General features: G+C 60.6%; 15 protein-coding genes. 2 read left to right on the top strand and 13 right to left on the bottom strand.

Annotated elements, in window-relative coordinates; translation table 11 throughout:
- The 6 genes from PF1751_RS05320 to PF1751_RS05295 all read right to left on the bottom strand — a co-directional run bounded on the left by PF1751_RS05320 (nt 1) and on the right by PF1751_RS05295 (nt 6,066).
- Nucleotides 1-762, bottom strand: a complete 762-nt coding sequence (locus PF1751_RS05320; RefSeq protein ID WP_010212832.1) for a fimbria/pilus periplasmic chaperone — start codon at nt 760-762, stop codon at nt 1-3.
- Nucleotides 759-3,362, bottom strand: a complete 2,604-nt coding sequence (locus PF1751_RS05315; protein ID WP_021491809.1) for an outer membrane usher protein — start codon at nt 3,360-3,362, stop codon at nt 759-761. Before PF1751_RS05315 ends, PF1751_RS05320 begins: the two co-directional genes overlap by 4 nt.
- Before the next feature lie 19 nt (nt 3,363-3,381).
- Entirely contained in the window at nt 3,382-3,942 is a 561-nt protein-coding gene (locus PF1751_RS05310; protein WP_010212835.1) for a fimbrial protein, read from the bottom strand.
- A 50-nt stretch (nt 3,943-3,992) separates the two neighbouring features.
- Entirely contained in the window at nt 3,993-4,502 is a 510-nt protein-coding gene (locus PF1751_RS05305) for a fimbrial protein (RefSeq protein ID WP_032883091.1), read from the bottom strand.
- Nucleotides 4,503-5,204: 702 nt separating this feature from the next.
- Nucleotides 5,205-5,828, bottom strand: a complete 624-nt coding sequence (locus PF1751_RS05300; RefSeq protein WP_010212837.1) for a Pr6Pr family membrane protein — start codon at nt 5,826-5,828, stop codon at nt 5,205-5,207.
- A 4-nt stretch (nt 5,829-5,832) separates the two neighbouring features.
- Complete coding sequence (locus PF1751_RS05295) at nt 5,833-6,066, bottom strand: VF530 family protein (RefSeq protein ID WP_010212838.1); 234 nt, start codon at nt 6,064-6,066, stop codon at nt 5,833-5,835.
- A 140-nt stretch (nt 6,067-6,206) separates the two neighbouring features.
- On the opposite strand from PF1751_RS05295, the gene PF1751_RS05290 reads away from it, so the two are divergent.
- Nucleotides 6,207-8,225, top strand: a complete 2,019-nt coding sequence (locus tag PF1751_RS05290) for a TonB-dependent receptor (RefSeq protein WP_044286686.1) — start codon at nt 6,207-6,209, stop codon at nt 8,223-8,225.
- Nucleotides 8,226-8,605: 380 nt separating this feature from the next.
- Nucleotides 8,606-11,023, top strand: a complete 2,418-nt coding sequence (locus tag PF1751_RS05285) for a glucose/quinate/shikimate family membrane-bound PQQ-dependent dehydrogenase (protein WP_044286685.1) — start codon at nt 8,606-8,608, stop codon at nt 11,021-11,023.
- Nucleotides 11,024-11,084: 61 nt separating this feature from the next.
- Here the strand turns inward: PF1751_RS05285 and PF1751_RS05280 are convergent, their stop codons facing one another.
- From PF1751_RS05280 to PF1751_RS05250, 7 genes are all read right to left on the bottom strand, one after another.
- Entirely contained in the window at nt 11,085-13,421 is a 2,337-nt protein-coding gene (locus PF1751_RS05280; RefSeq protein WP_021491812.1) for a putative bifunctional diguanylate cyclase/phosphodiesterase, read from the bottom strand.
- Nucleotides 13,422-14,356: 935 nt separating this feature from the next.
- Nucleotides 14,357-15,532: an ABC transporter substrate-binding protein gene (locus PF1751_RS05275; RefSeq protein ID WP_021491813.1), complete on the bottom strand. Its 1,176-nt coding sequence runs from the start codon at nt 15,530-15,532 to the stop codon at nt 14,357-14,359.
- The gene (locus PF1751_RS05270) at nt 15,529-16,503 is read right to left on the bottom strand and encodes a CobW family GTP-binding protein (RefSeq protein ID WP_038452746.1); all 975 of its coding nucleotides are present in this window, start codon (nt 16,501-16,503) and stop codon (nt 15,529-15,531) included. The genes PF1751_RS05275 and PF1751_RS05270 overlap by 4 nt, the downstream gene beginning before the upstream one ends.
- A gap of 87 nt (nt 16,504-16,590) precedes the next feature.
- The gene (locus tag PF1751_RS05265) at nt 16,591-16,884 is read right to left on the bottom strand and encodes a hypothetical protein (protein ID WP_021491815.1); all 294 of its coding nucleotides are present in this window, start codon (nt 16,882-16,884) and stop codon (nt 16,591-16,593) included.
- 13 nt (nt 16,885-16,897) lie between these two features.
- Nucleotides 16,898-17,647 carry an SDR family NAD(P)-dependent oxidoreductase gene (locus tag PF1751_RS05260; RefSeq protein WP_010212852.1) on the bottom strand — a complete coding sequence of 250 codons (750 nt, stop codon included), beginning with the start codon at nt 17,645-17,647 and terminating at the stop codon, nt 16,898-16,900.
- 42 nt (nt 17,648-17,689) lie between these two features.
- Nucleotides 17,690-18,451, bottom strand: coding sequence for an SDR family NAD(P)-dependent oxidoreductase (locus tag PF1751_RS05255; RefSeq protein ID WP_042571706.1), 762 nt, complete (start codon nt 18,449-18,451; stop codon nt 17,690-17,692).
- Nucleotides 18,452-18,461: 10 nt separating this feature from the next.
- Nucleotides 18,462-19,802 (bottom strand): MFS transporter, encoded by a 1,341-nt coding sequence (locus PF1751_RS05250; protein ID WP_010212856.1) that lies wholly within the window; start codon nt 19,800-19,802, stop codon nt 18,462-18,464.
- Nucleotides 19,803-19,859 lie beyond the last annotated feature (57 nt).

Here is a 19,859-nt window from a genome sequence, read left to right as displayed (position 1 = left end):
CTATTCATTAGGCGTCGATACTTGCGAGTTGACCTTGCAAGTATTGCCACCGCAGGTGAATGCCAGTACCGGACGCCCGCCGTAATCATTCACATAGGCCAAATAAGGCGTTGTGCCGAGTACGGTGGCCGTTGGCCCCAAGGTCAGCGTGCCTTTGGGCGGAACCATCAGGGGTTCGAAGCCCGGCACGGTTTTACCGTCCTTGGTGCTGCGTGCATCCACCAGGGTCACGTAGTAAGGCGTAGGGTTATTCACCTGGTAACGCTCGCCTTCGCGGGTAAGGGTCAGTTTTTCCTGCCACGGGTTGGATAAGTCTTGCTGGCTTGGCGCAATGGCTTGCGGCCGATAGAACAATTTAATCCGAGTCTGCAGCGCAATTTGCAGGGTGTTGGCCTTATCGCTGCGCGGCGGAATTTCCCGCAGGTTGAAGTAGTAGACCGTCTCTCGATCCTGCGGTAACGATTTGGCCGCCGGCAACGCCTGAACTTTCACCTGGCTTTGCTTCCCTGGCTCCAGGCGTTGAACCGGCGGGAGTACGATCAACGGCGAGGTGATTTTTTTGCCCGCCTCGTCCTCGATCCAGCCCTGAGCCAAATAGGGCAACTGGGTGTTGTTGTTGGTGATGTTCACGCTGGTGGCCTCTTTGCCACCATCAAAAATCACTCGGGTACGATCCAGGCCAACCGCCGCGTTGGCGCTCTGGCTCAAGCCCAGGGCCAGCAGCGTAAAGGCTTGGAGTGTGAGGCGCGTTTTGAGCATCATGAGGATGTGTTCTCCATATCGGTAGGCTTCCCGGTCAGCTTGGCTGGCTCGGGCAAGGATTGATCAGTGGCTACCCTGCGGCAGCCCAGTTGCAGGGCATGGGTCAAGCCATCGGCCGGCAAAACACCTGGCAGCGTGAGGACACATCGCTCGGCCCCACCCCAACTGACGATCATCTCTTCGCCGGGCTGAATACCGCTGAGGTAGACATTGCCGCCGTCATTCACAATCCCGGTGTCCTGCTGTTTGACGTTCTTCACCGTCGCGCCGAAGGGCGGGGAACTGCCATCCGGCAGGCGCAGAACGGCCATGGCCTTCTGGCCGGAAATCACGTCCAGGAATCGATATCCGATCGCCCCTTCGGTGAGCGTCAGTTGCGTGACGGATTGAGTGGCTTCGACATTGCTCGGCAAACTCTCCAGATCGACACTGGCCGCCGTGCGCTGATAGCTGCCGATATCGGAAATGACCGCTTTGCCGAAGGCGTTGCTGCGCGTCGGCGCGCCATAACCCCGCACAGGCACATCGGGCACACCGGCGGTATCGACCATCAGGCGCGTACCGCCCGTGCTGTTGGTACGATGCAATGCCGCACCGTGAGCGGTGAGTGTGCCGCCGCCACGCGCCGAGACACTGAGGCTGGTGTAATCGCCTTGTTGCTTACTGGCAGCGAGATCGATGTCTGCCTGGTCACCGATATGACTCAGATAACCACTGGCAGCGTTATCGCTGGCACTGAGCTGGTAGCTATTACGCTCATCGAGGCGATCACTGTAGCGCGTCGAAAAACTGTTCTTGCCTGCTGCCCTATTGGCATCCAGCGACAGCGTGCCGCTGCGCCCCAACGGCAGACTGACCGTCAGCGCCATGCCGTTATCCTTATAGTTGTACTCCTGAGTGCGATACATGTTCAGCGAAACGCTCAAGTTCTTGACGCTACCCACATTGAAGTAGCGTGACATCGACACGTTCCAACGCTGAGTGGCCGGGCGCTCCCAATATGTTTGTTTGTTGTAACTCAGGTAAACCGTGGCCCCCAGATCCCGAAACTGCTTATTCAGCGTGGCCGTATAAAGTGCCTTGCTGCCCCCAATCGGTTTCCAACTGCCGCTGTACTCACTTTCTTTGTCGAGCCCGGCGAGTTCGCCGTTTCTCCCGTAATGTCGAGCATCGAGGTATTCACTCATGCTCAAGTAGTTCTTCTCGGAAAAGCGATAACCGGCAAAGGTGACTTGGCTGTCGTATTCTTCAAACTTCTTGGAGTATTGAAGGCGGTAGGATTTCCCCGAGAGCGTCTCATTCCACACACTCGCGTGCGACTGAGTTGCATCCAGTGACACAGCACCGAACGCCAACAGGTCACGACCGGCACCGACCGACAGCGCACGGTAGTTGTTATCGGTTATACCGCCGCCATACAACGACCAGCCGTTACTGATGCCCCACGAAAACTCGCCACTGCCGAAGAAGTCACCATCACCGCCGTACTGAAGATTCGACGGTCGCCCGCTCGCCAGTTTGTAACGCACTTGTCCAGGCCGCGTCAGGTAGGGCACGCCTGCCGTATCGATCTGGAACGTGTGGACCGAACCATCCTGCTCTTCGACCCGCACATCGAGCCTGCCGCTCACGGCGTCATTCAGGTCCTGAATACGAAAAGGTCCGGCCGCGACCAGCGTTTCATACAGCACACGCCCCTGCTGGCTGATGATGACCCTTGCATTGGTCTTGGCGACCCCGACCACTTCAGGTGCGTAACCGCGCAAGTTGGGTGGCAGCTGACTTTCATCCGAGTTGAGTGCAGCACCGGTAAAACGGAAGCTGTCGAACAGCTCCGAATACAGGTAGTCCTCACCCAGTACCAGGCGCGCTTTGAGCGCAGGAATGGCGCGATAGGCATAGTAGCGGCTCCACTCCAGTGTCGGATGCCTGGCCGCCTGATCGCGGTCTCTGTCGACACGCCCCTGCCAGTCCGCCCGCAGGCGCCAGGCCCCGGCATTGGCGCCCACGGTGCCGTTGCCACTGAAGTTATGGCGGACACTGTCATTCTTTTGGTGACTGGCTTGCGCCGTCACGTTGTAGTCAACCAGCAACCCCGGCACCCCCTCGTCCCAGCGGGAGGGTGGGTCCCAGTTGATGGCGCTGTATTCAAGGTAGGCCTGGGGGAGGTTGATGCTCAGGGTGGAGGTGGCCAGATCGCCAGCGACTTCCATACCCGGCAAGCCTTGAATATCCAGACACTCCCCGCCTTTCCACCAAGTAAGCCCGGCAGCGCCGGAGGCCTTGAGGCCCAACTCCTCCACAAGCGCGCGCGACACACAGGCCTGACTGCCTTTGGGATCATCATCGGGGGGATAGAACGCCACCGATTGCTCAGAAATAGGCTGGCTATTGATCTGCACAACCATCGAGTAAGTGCCCGGCAGAATAAACCCACTGCGAGCAAACTGAGACAAGTCAATATTGGTGCGGTCAACGAGATCAAGAACATCGGTATTAAACTCGATATCCCCTGCACCCAATGCCGTTCCCACCGCTGACATCAACCCGCCAAACAGGCTTGGGCGGAGCGTTTTTTTGATCTTCGACGCATTCAACATGAAAACAACCCATCACTGTTCAAAAGTATTCCAACTTGAACCGCACCGCAGCAAGGTGAGCGCCAGGCACCAGCGGCAGTCCGTTTCCAATCAGGCGAAGCGTGTAGTGAAGTGTCATGTCACCTTCAGCCAACGGCAGCAGAGGCATCGGCTCACCCGGAACACTCTCTTGACCAGCCGCATCCCAGATATGAAGGGCAATCCCCTCTGAATCGCCGAAGGCAGCAAAGGAGCGACCGTTTCTATCGCGAGCCCCGTCAAAGGTCACTTGCAGATGCTGCCAATCCGGCAAACTGACGCCTGGCCGCGACGGGTCGGGGCGACTCAATGAGCAATTGACCAGACGCAATTGGAAGGGGTGTGGTTCGCCCATCGTATTTCGCAAGAGCCGACCTATGGGTTCGGGCGCCATCTCGATGGATTGATCGGCACTGACCAATTCCAGCCCGCAAGCTGAGTCAATGATCTCCCCTCCCAACGTGACGACCCCGGCGCCTTGCGCAGGCTCCTGCGCGAACACGCTAGGGTTGATGAAAATCGTCAATGAAGAGGTGATAGCAAGGCGTATGAATGTATTCACCGTTTTCTCCCGCCAGCGTCCCCCGCCACCTTAAGTGGCGGGGGGAAAACTCACTGATAAGCCAAGGTGAAATTGGTTACCGCGCTGAAACTGCCAGGGACGATCGGGTCCGCAGCGGCGCCTTGTACATAGGCACCGAACTCCAGGGTGTTATCACCGACGACAATGGCCTGCGGAGCCGTAGGGACACCCAGCTCAACGAGTTTGTTGCCATGCGTCATCATGATGCCGATACCACCCGCACCGCCGACCGTGCCGATCGCGCCAGGCACAGCGCCCGAGGGTGCCCCGGTGAAGGTGGTCGTCACGGTGTTATCAGTGAGGCCAGTCAAATCGCAGCCTTCAAGTTCAATAAGCACACGTCGGGCCTCAGACTTGCCTCCGCTCTGCAACTGATGCTTTGCGATCGCCCCCAGGTGAACAGTCTGATCGACGGAGTCAGGCTTAATAGAGCAAGCACCCGAGTGGACCGACCCGATAAACGTAACCGTTCCATCCGCCGCATGAACCATGGACGCCGAACCCAGCAACAGCCCGACAGACAACAGTGCAGTTTTCATTTTGCTTTTCATTTTCCAGTACTCACACATTAATAATTTTCATTAAGACCCCCTGCAACAACAGTGCTACAGGACTTACTAAGCGAGCGACGAACAGGGTGTAGCGCCTGATTTATCTCGGTAAAAGTTTGGATCACGCGATTGTGCGTAAAACGGCTTTTCCAACTATTTGCATTGCTTAATCAGGATGTTGTTCGAAGCAGCGCAAGTTTCCCCCGTCGCCATTAAGAAGTAAGCCGTCCGATTCGCAAACGTGCGTAGCTTTGTTACACGCAGACACATAGGAAAATAATGGCAACTTGCCAAAACTTTAAAACCATCCGTAAGAAACAGACTACATGCAAGTTAATGAGCATCCATCAACTACAAACAGGTATGTAAGAACGGGATTACAAGCGTAGAAAAATAACAGCCTCTACCGGGCCAAACCCACTAACTAATTAAGACACGAGCGTGTAGAGGCAGCCGATTGTGCCTCGGCGAGTTAGTTATCGGTTTCGTGCGACCAGACGCTGATTCAGCGTCCATCCGTTGCCGCGCGGTGCGCTGTATACCTTCGTCACGATGGAAACCAAGCCAGGGGCGAGCGACGCGCAGAGAGCTGTCAGCGGCGGCGCATACGGCGGGTGGAGACTTAGGGGTGCAGAGGTTTGACAGGGAAGGTGTTCGGGCAGGCGTGATCGCGGGCAAGCCCGCGCTTTTTTACTGTGCCCGCGTGAGCCATTTGTCCAAGCCCACCACCGCCAACGCGATCAGCACAAACCCCGTCAAAATCCCCCCGGCATTCACAAACACCTGTGGATAACCAAGGGTACCGACGTCGATGAACGGGTACTGGTACTGCCCGAGCAAATCCCCGCGCAGCAACACATAGGCGAAGTACGCCAGCGGGTACAACACCCACAGGCCAATGTGCTTGAACCGCAAGGCGCCCTTGGGCACGCAGCGCCACCAGTAGACGACAAACAGCAGCGGCATCACGTCGTGAAGCAATTCGTCGGCGATGAACTGGAACCCCTCGGGCTGCCACAAATGCCGTAGCAACACGTTATAGGCCAGGCTCACCAGCACAATGTTGACGGCAATCGCGCTGCTGACCCCGGGCGCCAGAAAATACCGCTTCACCGCTGAATCACGATGAACCACGGCATAACTCAGCACCACCGCCACCAGGGTGTTGGTCAGCACCGTAAAGAAGCTGAAGAAGTTGACCAGCCCGCCCAACAGACTGGCGCCTGTCGACCAGCGCGAATGGAAAATCAGGTACTGCTGAATCGCCAGCCCCACCCAACCGGCCAAGGCGGCCGCCGCTACACAGCGCTTCATAGGTTCAGTCCAGCGGACGTTTGGTGCGCATCAGTTTTACGTAGAGGCCTTCGACTTTCTCCCGCGCCCAAGGGGTCTTGCGCAGGAACGTGAGGCTCGACTTGATGCTGGGGTCGCTCTTGAAACAGCGCACATCAATGCGTTCGGCCAGACCGCTCCATTCGTAATGTTCCACCAGGGTGGTGAGGACGTGTTGCAGGGTCACGCCGTGGAGTGGGTCGTTGCTTGTCGCGGTCATGCCGGGCCTTTTGCAGTAAGTAGAAATACAGCCGGTCACTTTAGCACGAACAAAAAAGTTCCCGCTCTCAGTCAAAAAGGAATGTTATATTGTAACCATGAATTTCAGATCTTTAGTCGTTTTGCCAAGGAATGTGTTTGATGCCCTTCTCTTCTGTATGGCGCTTGTCCCCGCTTGCCGCCGCCCTGCTGATCTGCTCCGAAGCCCACGCCCTGGAGCTGCAACCCCAAGTCATTACCGGCAACCCGCTGGGCAGCGAACAACTCGCCTCGCCGACCACGGTACTGGAGGGCGATGACCTGACCCTGCAACAAAAAGGCAGCCTTGGTGAAACCCTGAATAAGCAGCCGGGTGTTTCATCGTCGTACTTTGGCCCCGGCGCCAGCCGCCCCATCATCCGTGGCCAGGATGGCGACCGCATTCGCATCCTGCGCAACGGCGTGGGCGCGCTGGATGCCTCGTCGCTGTCCTACGATCACGCAGTGCCGCTGGACCCGGTCAACGTCGACCGCATCGAAATCGTGCGCGGGCCGGCCGCGTTGTTGTATGGCGGCAGCGCCATCGGCGGCGTGGTCAATACCTTCGACAACCGCATCCCTACCGAGGCCATCGAAGGCATCCACGGTGCCGGTGAACTGCGCTACGGCGGCGCCGACACCACCCGCAGCAGCGCGGGCAAATTGGAAGCCGGCAACGGTACGTTCGCCTTACACCTGGATGCCAATGCGCGGGCCTTCAACGACCTGAAAATCCCCGGCCAGGCACGCAGCCGTCACGCCCCGGAAACCGAAGACGCCCCCGGCAAAAACGGTCGCCTGGGCAACAGCGACGGACGCCAGGATGGCGGTGCCGTGGGCGGTTCCTACACCTGGGACGACGGCTATGCTGGTTTGTCCTACAGCAATTACGACGCGAACTATGGCTCCCCGGCCGAGCAGGACGTACGCATCCGCATGAAGCAGGATCATTACGCCTTCGCGTCGGAAATCCGCAACCTGCAAGGCCCGTTTACCTCGGTAAAACTCGACGCCGGCTACACCGACTACGAACACCGCGAAATCGAAGGCGGCGAAACCGGTACGATCTTCAAGAACAAAGGCTATGAAGCACGCGTCGAAGCACGCCACCAACCCATTGGTCCGTTCGACGGTGTGGTCGGCGCGCAAGTGACCCGCAACGAGTTCTCGGCCCTGGGTGAAGAAGCCTTTGTCCCGCAGACCAACACCAATGCCGGCGCACTGTTCATCCTTGAAGAAATGCAGGCCACTGAACGCCTGAAACTCAGCCTCGGCGGACGCCTGGAACACACCAACGTCGACCCGGATGCCAAGGGCAACGCACGTTTTGCCGGTGCCGATAAATCCAACGATTTCACCGCCGGGAGCCTGTCTTCCGGTGCGGTCTACACCCTCACGCCGGTTTGGTCCCTGGCCGCAACCCTGGGCTACACCGAACGCGCACCGACGTTCTACGAGCTGTATGCCAATGGCGCCCACGTCGCCACCGGCACCTACGAGTTGGGCGATGCCAACCTCAAGAAAGAAAAAGCCGTGTCCAGCGACCTGGCGCTGCGCTTTGACAATGGCACTCATAAGGGCAGCTTCGGCATGTTCTACAGCCGCTTCTCCAACTACATCGGCCTGCTGGGCAGCGGTCGCACGCTGAACGATGAAGGCGAAGAAGACGCTGGCGGCATCCCCGAGTACACATACTCCGGCGTGCGCGCCCGTTTCGCTGGCTTCGAAGCCCAGGATCACTGGAAACTTGGCGAAAGCGCCTACGGCAAGTTCGCACTGGAACTGTCGGGCGACTACACCCGCGCCACCAACCTGGACACCGGCGAAGCCCTGCCGCGTATTGCACCGCTGCGCTTGAACAGCGGTTTGCTGTGGGAACTGGACCGCTGGCAGGCGCGCATCGACGTGGAACATGCCGCAGGCCAGGGCCGTGTGCCGGATAACGAGAGCGGCACCGATGGCTACACCACGTTGGGGGCAAGCGCGGGTTATCGCTTCAATGTCGGTGGCAGCCAGTGGCTGGCGTTTGTGAACGGTGAAAACTTGACCAATCAAACTGTGCGCTATGCCAGTTCGATCCTGCGCGATATTGCGCCGGCACCGGGTCGAAGCGTGCAGTTCGGCATTCGCACCACGTTCTAACTCACACCCTATGCCCCCTGTGGGAGCGGGCGTGCTCGCTCCCACATTGGTTTTGCAGCGACACTTGGTCACTGTTACCAATTCAGAAATGATGCATATCGCGATTCGTCCTTTCTCTCCAAGAAAACTCCCTTTATCCTTGCCCGCAATAATCTGAAACGTTTCACCTCCCGGTCGACCCCATCTTGCTGCTTCAAACCGCCTATCAAGACAGCGCTGTCTTACCCAGACCTGCGCCTGAGGATAAATCGCCCGCCTGTGGATAACCCTACTTATCCCCAGAAAATCCGAATTAACGCTGAACCAAGCCCGTGTCGAATCGTCATCTACAGTGAAGAAACACGGGGATACATAATTCCAACGTCACGGAGAAACACACTATGAGCACTGATGGTGCTTCAAGCCCAAGCCGCCTGCTGCCCAGGTTGCTAGGCGTCTTGCTGCTGATCATGGGCCTGGCCTTGCTGGCCGGGGGTATCAAGCTGACGATGCTTGGCGGGTCGCTGTACTACCTGCTGGCGGGTATCGGCATCACCCTGACCGGCGTCCTGCTGCTGGCCACCCGCCGCGCTGCACTGGGCCTGTATGCACTGGTGCTGTTCGCCAGCACCGTATGGGCCTTGTGGGAAGTCGGCCTGGATTGGTGGCAGTTGGTGCCGCGCCTGGCGCTGCTGTTCGCCCTGGGCATCGTCATGCTGCTTCCGTGGTTTCGCCGTCCGTTGCTGCGTGGCCAACCTGCCCCGCTGGGCACTGGCGCACTGAGTGTGGCCGTGGTGCTGGCGGGTGCTACCGCCCTGGCCAGCCAATTCACCAACCCAGGTGAAATGGTCAAGACCGGCCAACTGGACCGCGACGCAGTACCTGGCATGGCCAGTGCTGCGCCGTCCCAGGCTGAGGGTGACTGGAACTCCTACGGCCGTTCGGCCTACGGCGATCGCTACTCGCCACTGGCGCAGATCACCCCGGAAAACGCCCACAAGCTGGTGCCGGCGTGGACGTATCGCACCGGTGACATCCCTGGCCCGAACGATCCAGGCGAAACCACCGCGGAAAACACCCCGCTGAAAGTCAACGGCATGCTCTACGTGTGCACGCCACACAGCCAAGTGATTGCCCTGGACCCGGACACCGGCAAGGAAATCTGGCGCTTCGATCCGAAGATCAGCAGCATGGGTGCCGAGAACTTCAAGGGTTGGGCGCACATGACTTGCCGTGGCGTGTCGTACCACGATGACGCCGCCTACGCTTCCGAGCAGAGCCCAACCGGTAGCGCCAGCCCGGCTGCCGCACCGAATGCCTGCCCGAAACGCATCTTTGTACCGACTGCCGACACCCGCTTGATCGCCCTCAACGCCGACACCGGCAAGATGTGCGAAGACTTCGGTGACAAAGGCCAAGTCGACCTGCGCGCGAACATCGGGGGCTTCGCCCCAGGCGGTTACTACTCCACCTCGCCACCGGCCGTGACCAAGAACCTGGTCGTGATCGGCGGTCACGTGACCGATAACGTCTCCACCGACGAGCCGAGCGGCGTGATCCGTGCGTTCGACGTGCACACCGGCAAATTGGTGTGGAACTGGGACAGCGGCAACCCGGACGACACCACCCCGTTGGCCGAAGGCAAGACCTACACCCGCAACTCGCCGAACATGTGGTCCATGTTCGCCGTGGATGAAAAACTCGGCATGCTCTACCTGCCGATGGGCAACCAGATGCCCGACCAATACGGCGGCGACCGTACCGACGATTCCGAGAAATACGCTGCCGGCCTCACCGCCCTGGACATCGACACTGGCCACGTGAAGTGGACCTTCCAGTTCACTCACCACGACCTGTGGGACATGGACGTGGGCGGCCAGCCTTCGCTGATCGACATCAAGACCGAAGCCGGCGTGAAGCAGGCAGTGATGGCGTCGACCAAACAAGGCAGCATCTACGTGCTGGACCGCGCCACCGGCCAACCGGTCGTGCCGATCCACGAAGTGGCGGTACCGCAAGGCGCAGTGGCGGGCGACCGCACCTCCCCGACCCAACCGAAGTCCGACCTGAACTTCATGCCACCGCCGCTCAAAGAGCGTGACATGTGGGGCGTGACACCGTTCGACCAACTGCTGTGCCGGATTGATTTCAAATCCATGCGTTACGACGGTGCTTTCACGCCGCCTTCGCTGCAAGGTTCGATCGTTTACCCAGGCAACTTCGGCGTGTTCGACTGGGGTGGCATTTCCGTCGACCCGGTGCGCCAGATCGCCTTCGTGAACCCAAGCTACATGGCGTTCAAATCCAAGCTGATCCCGGCCGCCGACATCGCCAAGCAAGGCCCACGCGTCAGCGAAACCGAAGGCGTGCAGCCAAACAAAGGCGCGCCATACGGTGTGATCCTCGAAGCCATGTTGTCGCCAATGGGCCTGCCGTGCCAGGCGCCGGCATGGGGTTATGTAGCGGCGGTCGACCTGACTACCCACAAGACCATCTGGATGCACAAGAACGGCACCGTGCGTGACAGCGCGCCGGTTCCAATTCCGTTGACCATGGGCGTACCTAGCCTGGGCGGCACCTTCACCACCGCCGGTGGTGTTGCGTTCCTCAGCGGTACCCTCGACCAGTACCTGCGTGCCTATGATGTGAAAAACGGCAAGCAACTGTGGGAAGGCCGCCTGCCAGCAGGCGCGCAAACCACGCCGATGACCTACACCGGTAAAGACGGCAAGCAGTACGTGCTGGTCATGGCCGGCGGTCACGGCTCCCTGGGCACCAAACAGGGTGACTACGTGATGGCGTTCAAACTGCCGGAATAAGCGTCACCGGCGGTAAAACAAAGGCGGCTACCTGTGAAGGTAGCCGCCTTTTTTATGCCGGTTAAAGCGGCACCCGCTCCCGGCGCATCCACATCTCGAACGCCATCGCATTCAACGGCCGACTGATCAGATAACCCTGGGCGGTGTCGCAATTCCATTGTTTGAGCAGTTTCAGGCTGGGGGCGAATTCCACGCCTTCGGCCACCACCTTGAGCCCAAGGTTATGGCTCATCTCGATGGTGGAGCGCACGATCACCCCGTCACCACTGGTGCTGTCGAGGTTGCGCACGAAGGACTGGTCGATCTTCAACTCCTGCACCGGCAGGCGCTGCAATTGCGCCAGGGACGAATAGCCGGTGCCAAAGTCATCCACCGAGAGGCTGATACCGCAGCCGCGCAGTTGCTCCAGGACGCTGAGCGCCTGTTGCGGGTTGTGCATGATCGCGCTCTCGGTGATCTCGAAAATCAGTTGCTCGGCCTCCACCTGGTACGTCATCAAGAGCGCGGTGACACGAATCGCCAGGTCATCATCAGCCAGATCGTCCACTGAAATATTCACCGACAGCTGGATCAGCATGCCGCGCTGCGCCCACTCGGCGATCTGGCGGATGGCTTCTTCGATCACCCACAGCGTCAGGCTGCGCATGCTGCCGGTACGTTCGGCCAGGGGGATGAATTCGACGGGAGAGACTTGGCCCAGGGTCGGATGCTGCCAGCGCAACAAGGCTTCGGCCTGGCATACATGGCCGTGCTTGAGGTCGAGCTTGGGCTGGTAACACAGGAACAATTCGCCCTCGATGGCGGCACGCCGCAGGTCGCGGATCAAGGTGATCTGGCGTTGATGGGCCAGGTCGCGGTCCTGCTGGTAGATCTGCAAATGCCCCGGCAGGCTGGCCGCGTCATGCCGGGCGATGGCGGCGCGGCTGATCAACTCTTCCACTTGCTGGCCGTCTGCCGGGTAGGCGGCAATCCCCATGCTCACCTCGTGGCGCAGTTCGTCATTGCCGATGCGCTGGGGCTCGGTGAGCAGCGCGTAGAGGCGGTCGGCACGGGCCACAGCGCGGTCAACCTCGGTGTTTTCCAACAACAGCAGGAATTCGCTGCCGGCGATACGCGCCGCCGTATCACTGGCCAACAGGCTGATGGACAGGCAACGGCTGGCTTCGCGCAGCATCTCTTCCACGCCCTGGGGGCCGAAACCTTCGTTGATCACCCGGTAGTTCTCGATCCCCAGGTACAGCAACACCACCGGCCGGCGCGCACTGATCGCGCTGCCCAGGCGCTCCATGGCCAGGGCCCGATTGGGCAGGCCGGTGAGCGGGTCGTGCAGCGCGTTGTGCGCCAATTGCCGCTCGCGCACGGCGATACCGCTTTGCATGGCGTTGAAAGCGCGGGCCAACAGACCGAATTCATCGTGGCTGCGCACGCGCACCGGCGTGCGGTAATCACCGGCGCCGATACGCTCGGCCGCCTGCACCAGGGCGTTGAGCGGGCGCGACACCCGTCGCGCCAGAAACAACGCGGCGGCCAACGACACCAGCAGCACCGCCAGGGCAATCCCGAGGAACTGCCGGTCCAGCGGTGCAAAGGATTCCAGGGCATGGTCCAGCGGGCTTTGCAGCAGCACACGCACTTCATCGCCATTGCCGGTATTGGCCAGCGGCAATACCAGGCTGAGCACACGCTGACCGTAGAACATATGGATTTTCGGTTCGGGGTCGACATGCCCTTCGCGCAACAGGCTAAGCGTACCGGCCTGGTAAGCCTGCGGCTGGGTGCTGAACAGCGGGCCGGGCGTGTCATTTTGCACGCTGAGGAACGACACCTCCAGGTTGCTCATGGAGCGCAGCTCACTGGCGAACAGCTTATCCATGGGAAAGCCCATGACGACGCGCGCAATGGGTAAATCGTCGATCACTTCGCGCTGCACCAACAGATAGGGCCGCCCATCCAGGGCCACGATCAGCATCTGCAGGCCCGTACGCCGGGCGTGGCGCAAGGCGTCGTCATAGGGAAAAGACTGACCGCGCACGAAGATTGGCAAGGTGCTGACCATGACCTTGCCATCCAGCCCCAGTACAAACACTTCGCTGGAACGGATGCCCGTGCCGTGGCGACGCAATGCAGCGAGAACCGGCCCGGTCTTGCCTTCGGCCACGGCATGTTTGAATGGGAGATCGGCGGTCAGCCAGTCCAGGCCGTACTGCAGGCGACGCCCGCGCAGGTCGAGCAGGCGCTCGAATACCTGGCTGCCGGTTTGCAGTTGGACTCGCGCCTGGTTTTCCACGGCGCGGGTGGTGGCGGTCTTGACGGCGAAATATGTGGCGGCGACGACCACCAGCAGCAACAGAGCCAGCACCCCGGCAATGCGGGTTTGGAACGTATGGCGCCACCTCATTGCAGTGCCCTCTGGCAGCGTTCGCCTCTCTCTGCCACTACGTCCCTTTGTCATGTGCATTCCCTGCGACCGCTGACCTGGCGTCAAAAAAACATCTATTTTGAGTGGATATTAGGTTTTAGGAGATTAGCTGGGAGTAGGGTTAAGTGCACCCAATAAAAACGGGGAGTTTTGTGGCGGTTTTTTGGCGACAATGGGTTGACTGAAGGGCTCGGCGGCTCGGGGGGGGACGCGGGGTTGAGTACATATCCTTTATTTAGGTTATGGCGACTATGGGTTCCGCTCTTACAGCGGGTCACTTTGGAAAAGCCCCAAAGTAACCAAAAGGCTCTTGCCCCAACACTCGGCACCTCGCTCACGCTCGGTGTGCCCGTAATCCGACAGTGATTTGGGGGGCCGCCGCCACGCGCCATCCATGGCGCGGGGCGGCTAAGCCGGCATCCCTGCCGGTTTACCCCCCAAATCCCTGCCGAATTCCGGCCAGCGTGTTTGACGGGGCGCCTGAGATCAAAAGCAAAGCAAAAGCAAAAACAAAAGCACGGCGCCCTGACAGCCAGCCCGAGTGGTTGGATCAAAGGCTGTTACCTGTAGGAGCTGGCTTGCCGGCGATGCGAACGACTCGGTACCGCAGGCACACCCCGGTGATGCCATCGCAGGCAAGCCAGCTCCCACATTTGACCGCGTACGCCTCCCCAAACCGGTCGGCTCTAAGGCCGCCGCGCTTTTGCTTTTGATCTGGGGCGCCCCGTCAAACAAGCCGGAGTGAGGGCATGCCGAGCCTAGGTGAGGCACCGAGTGTTGGGGCGAAGCGTTTTTGGTTACTTTTTGCGCTCTTCAAAAAGTGACCCGCTGTAAGAGCGGAACCCATAGTCGCCGTTACCAAAGAAACGGATATGTACTCAATCAATCAATCAATCAATCAATCAATCAATCAATCAAAGACAGCGAGCCCGCATAAAATCCCCCCACCGCCGCACCAAATAATTATGCTCATCCATCACCGAATTCCACACCGCAATATGCCCCATACGCTGCTCATAAGAACCCCCATCCCGCACTTCCCCGACATCAATCAACGGCAACCCATCACTCCCCAGCAACTCCTCCCGCGCCGGCTCCCCCGCGTACCAATAATCCCACTCCGCACTGCTCAAGTGATCCCGCGTACGCGCCGGGTTCCCAATGTAGTAACCCTGGCGCGCCATCACCGCCCCAGGCCACCCCGACAACCACCAATTCAAATACGCATACGCCGCATCCAACACTGCGCCCTTGGCATGCCGCGACAACGACAACCCACCAAACCACGCGCGATACCCTTCACGCGGCACCGCCAAGCGGTATTTCACCCCCGCGCGATGCAGCCGCATCAAGGTCGGCGACCACAGGCTCTGGATATCGATACTCGGGCTGAGCATCAATTGCGCGGCCTCTTCATCATCGGACCAGAACGCCGCAAAGTGCCCCTCCTTCTGCTTGCGCACCAGGATGTCAGCAAGCACGTCGATCTCTTCAATGCTCATGTTGCCGATGTCCCTGAAGCTCGCCAGTCCCGCGCCCTGCACCGCCAACGCCGCATCCAACGCACCGATGGCGGCGTCACTCTGCAAGGCCGTGCGCGCACGCCAAGCGGGGTCCAAAAGCCAGCCCCAGCTTTCGTTACCGTGGCAAAAGCCTTCGGGCAACCGTTCGGGGCGGTAGGCGAAACTGTCGGCGTTGTGGGTCAGGGGTAACATGCTGATGCGGTCGGTGACCGTGCTGCCGAGGCTGCCATCGTGCTGCACGAACAACCGTTCACTGGGCACACTGCCGCTGCCCAAGCGGTCATCGGGTGACAGGCGACCGCGCTTGGGCAGATCATTGATTTCGTGCCACAGCGCGATGCGTCGGGTGTCGATGGGCTGGATCGCCCGGGCCGGCCACACGAAGTCAACGTTGTGGAACCACTGGTCGTACAGGTCGTAGCTGTCGGGTTGCATCACCGCGATACGCTGGGCCTGTTCGACGTCGTGCACCTGATAGATCAGGCGAATGCCCAGCTCCTGCTCAGCGCGCACGCGCAAGCATTCAAGCAGGGTGACCGAAGTACCGAGGACTCTTAACGTGATCATGCCGCAAACCGTCGTGAAAACACGTTGAAGGAACGTCGCAACAGTTCGGGGTCGAGGCCGCGCAGGATAAACACCAGGCGCGATTGCCGATCACTGCCCGGCCACGCAGGCAGGTGCACCGGCGCATGCAGGCAATGCTGCACACCATGAATGACGATGGGGGCGTTACTGGCGTTCACGTTGAGCAGCCCTTTGACACGGAGGATCCGTTCGCCGTGGCATCTTAACAGCATCGACAACCACACCCCGAACCCCACCCAGTCCAGGGGCTGGTCGAAGGTCAGGCTGCACACTTGTGCGGCGCCGTGGGTGGCGGTGGTGGTGCGATGCAGTTGCCAGCGACTGACCTCCACAGCGGGTTCGGGGCTGCGCAGGCCTTCGCCGAGCAGCAGTTGATCGCCGCTGTGGATCTCGTGGGTATCGAGAATCGGCGTGCCGGCATTCAGCGCCTGCAAATGGGCGCGCAACGCCGTGCAATCGCCGGCCAGATCGGTCTTGCTCAGCAGCAGGCGATCCGCCGCCGCCACTTGCGCCAGCCATTCCGGGTGCAGGCGTTCTTGCACAGAGGCGTGGCTGGCATCGACGAGGGTAATCACCAAGCCAACATGGAAACGCCCGCGCAGTTGCACGTCGTTGTTCAAGGTGGCAAGAATCGGTGCCGGGTCGGCCAGGCCGGTGGTCTCCAGGATCACCCGCTTGAAGGCCGGAATTTCACCCCGTTCGCGACGCTGCAGCAGGCCGAGCAGTGCGTCTTTCAACTCGCCACGGATCGAACAGCACACGCATCCGCTGGGCAACAATACGGTGTCCGGTGCCACCTCTTCCACCAATAGGTGGTCAATGCCAACATCGCCGAATTCGTTGATCAGCAGCGCGGTGTCGCCCAGGCTTTCGCCTTGCAGCAGGCGCTTGAGCAAGGTGGTCTTGCCGCTGCCAAGGAAGCCGGTGATCACATTCAGAGCCATGCTCATTGTTTACTACCTCAATGATGCCCCTGTAGGAGCCCGGCTTGCCGGCGATGGCGTCCTTCAGAATGCCATCGCCGGCAAGCCGGGCGCCTACAAGTCCAGGTGATCCAGCAAGTGGGGGTCGAGGGGGTCCAGCGGGCGGCCGAGCATGCTCTCGGCCGCCTGCCAGAGTTGATCCAGGCCGCTGGCCAGCGCCTGTTTGCCGGTGGCGCCCAACAGCAAATACGACGCGCCCTGGAAATCTTCGACCTTGAGCCGGAACACTGCCAGCACCTGGTTTATCGCAGCAATCCGGCGCAGGCGTTCGCGGCGCCGGGGCAGTTCATCGCCCAGGGGATCGCTCCAGTGCAGGTCTTCGCCAAGCAGTCCGCAGAGTCCGCACATGGCTACACCCCACTCATGGCATGACATCGCCGGAGTTCGGGCCCAGGGTCTGGCCGACGAACAGGTTGCCACCGGGCTCGCTGGCGAGCAGCACCGCCGTTGGCGCAACTTCATCAGCCAGACCGAAGCGACCCAGGGGCAGTTCCTTGGCCTTGGCGCGCTTCCAGTCGTCGCTGATACCGCCTACCAGCGGCGTCTCGATCGGGCCTGGCGCGATGGCGTTGACCAGCACATTGTCCTTGGCCACTTCCAGGGCCAGGGACTTGGTGAAACCGATCACCCCGGCCTTGGCTGCGGCGTAATGGGTCAGCTCGGCGCCGCCCTTGATACCTAGTTGCGACGCGACGTTGATGATCCGCCCCCAACGTTGCGCGAGCATGTGCGGCAAGGCGCGCTGGCTGGCGACGAACACACTGGTGAGGTCGACACGCAGCATGTCGTTCCACATCTCAATGGACAGGTCGACGCAGCGTGCCTGGGTGAGCATGCCCGCGTTGTTGACCAGGATATCGATTCCGCCGAAGTGTTCGATGCAGCAATCGACACTGGCCTGGGCGCCTTCGACGGTGCCGACGTCAGCCAGGCACTCGAACACCTCGGCACCGAGGTTGCGGCAGGTGATCGCCGTTTCCGCGAGGCTGGCGGCGTTGCGGTCGGCCAGTACCAGGCGCGCGCCTTCAGTGGCGTAGGCATGGGCGATGGCGGCACCGATGCCGCTGCCGGCGCCGGTGATGACGGCGCGGCGGTGGATGAGTTGGGGCATGTAAATTCTCCCGAGACAAACACAGTTCTGATGTGGGTACAGTCAATCGGGCCAGCGCACGGTCAGGCCACCGTCGATGACGATGCTTTGCCCGGTCAGATAGCTCGATGCGTCACTGGTCAAAAACTGCACCAGAGACGCCACTTCATCCGCCCGCCCTACCCGGCCCAACGGAATCGCGCGCGCCGCTTTCGCCAAGCCTTCCGGCCCCAACGAGTTCTTCGCATCCAGCGATTGCGGCGTCTCGATCAACCCTGGGATCACCGCATTGCAACGGATGCCCTTGGCCGCCAACTCCACCGCCAGCGACCGGCACAACCCCGGCACGCCGGCCTTGGCCGCCGCGTAATGGCTGTGCTCCTGCCAGCCATACACACCGCCGGCAATCGACGAAATCGCCACCAGCGCACCGCCTTCCTGCATGTGCCGGGTCGCCGCGCGGAAGGTGCGCATCACCCCCGTCAGGTCGACGTTGAGCATTTCGTCCCACAGCGCGTCGGTCATCTCCAGCAACGGTGCGCGACGCAGCAGGCCGGCGTTGGCCACGGCGTAATCCAGTCGACCGAAATGCTGGATGGCTTGCGCGGCCAGGGCATCGACTGAAGCGGTGTCACCCACGTCCAACGGCAGCATCAGGCACTCGCCACCGGCCTCTTCTACCAGGCTGACGGTGGTCTGCGGGTCATGGGGATCGGCCGGGTAATACCCGCCGACCACCGCCACGCCGTTACGGGCATAGGCCACGGCGAGGGCTTGGCCGATGCCGCTGGCGGCACCGGTAATCAAGGCGACTTTACGGCTCATCACACACTCCTTACTGAACGGTTTCCGGGCGCACATGGCGTGCGGCAAACATCAAGGCGCCGGACAGGAAACACGGCAGCGCACCGAACCACAGCGCGGCGGTCTGCCAGTCGCTGCCGGCAGACAACACCTGGGTTGCGCCAAAGCCTGCAACCACCGCACCGATCGGCCCCATGGCGTGGATGATTGCGCCTCCAGTGGCGCGGATGCTGGTGGGGAAACTCTCGCTGATAAAGAACAACGCCGCCGAATATGGACCGATCAGGAAGAACAGGCCCAGGCTGTACAGCCCGACTACCATCGGCATATTGCTCGGGCCAAACAGCATCCCGGCGAACGACAGGCCGCCGAGCATCCAGCCCAGGCCAATCACGTTGCGACGGCCGATCTTGTCACCCATCCAGCCGTGGCTGAGGTAACCGCAGTAACCCACCAGGTTCGACAGCACCAGGATGATCAACGAATTCTCGAACGAGATATGGTGCACGCTGACGATCACCGACGTACCGAGCACGCTGAACACCTGGATCGCCGCCCAGTTGAGCAACAGTGCCGCGCCGATCACTAACGTGGCGCGCCGCGCCGGGCCCCGGAACGCGGCCTTGAGGCCGGCCTTGCTGTGTTCGTCATAGTCCACGCCGTAGGTCACGGCAACGTTTTGCGCTTCCTTCACTGCGCCGCTTTTACGCAGTTCGCTGATGCGCTGGTGGATCTGGAACTGCGGGCTCTCCTTGAGCTTGCGCGCCATGATCGCGATGACAATCGCCGGGATCGCGGCGAAGATGAAGCAGCCCTGCCAGCCAATGATCGGCAGCAACAGCGCGGTCAACCCGGCGGCAATCAAAGCCCCCACCGGCCAGCCGCCTTGCACTAGGCTATAGATAAAACCACGGCGTTTGGTCAGTCGCGGATCTTCCGAGGCGCCATACAACTCACTCAAGTACGTCGCGTTGACGGTTTCTTCGGCATACCCCAAGCCACCCAACGAACGGATCAGAATCAGCGGCGACTTGCCCCACGCACCGCCGATCGCGGTGAGTGCCGAGCACAGCGCGGAGCCGGCCACCGTGAAGATAATGCCGGTACGCCGCCCCAATTTGTCCACGACCGGGCCGATGGCAAACGCAACCACCGCCGTGCCGACCGCCACCCACGTCGCGATTTCAGCTTGCTCCACTTCACCCCAGCCAAAATGCCGGCCGATCTCCGGCAGCAAGGTGCCGAACAGGATGAAGTCATACACCGCAAACACCCAGGCGAAAAACGCGATCCAGGTGGCAAATCGCACCTCCTTGGACGTCAGTTGCCGGGGTTTCCAGCCAGTCAGGTCAAGCTTGTTGTAGATGGACATGGGTCGCGCCTCAAGGGTTAGTGGCCCTCCGTAGGAGCGAACGTGCTCGCGAAGAAC

This window comes from Pseudomonas simiae (genome assembly GCF_000934565.1).
Taxonomy (GTDB): domain Bacteria; phylum Pseudomonadota; class Gammaproteobacteria; order Pseudomonadales; family Pseudomonadaceae; genus Aquipseudomonas; species Aquipseudomonas simiae.
The sequence above is the reverse complement of the archived record's forward strand: the minus strand, read 5'-3'. Positions and strand labels throughout refer to the sequence as shown.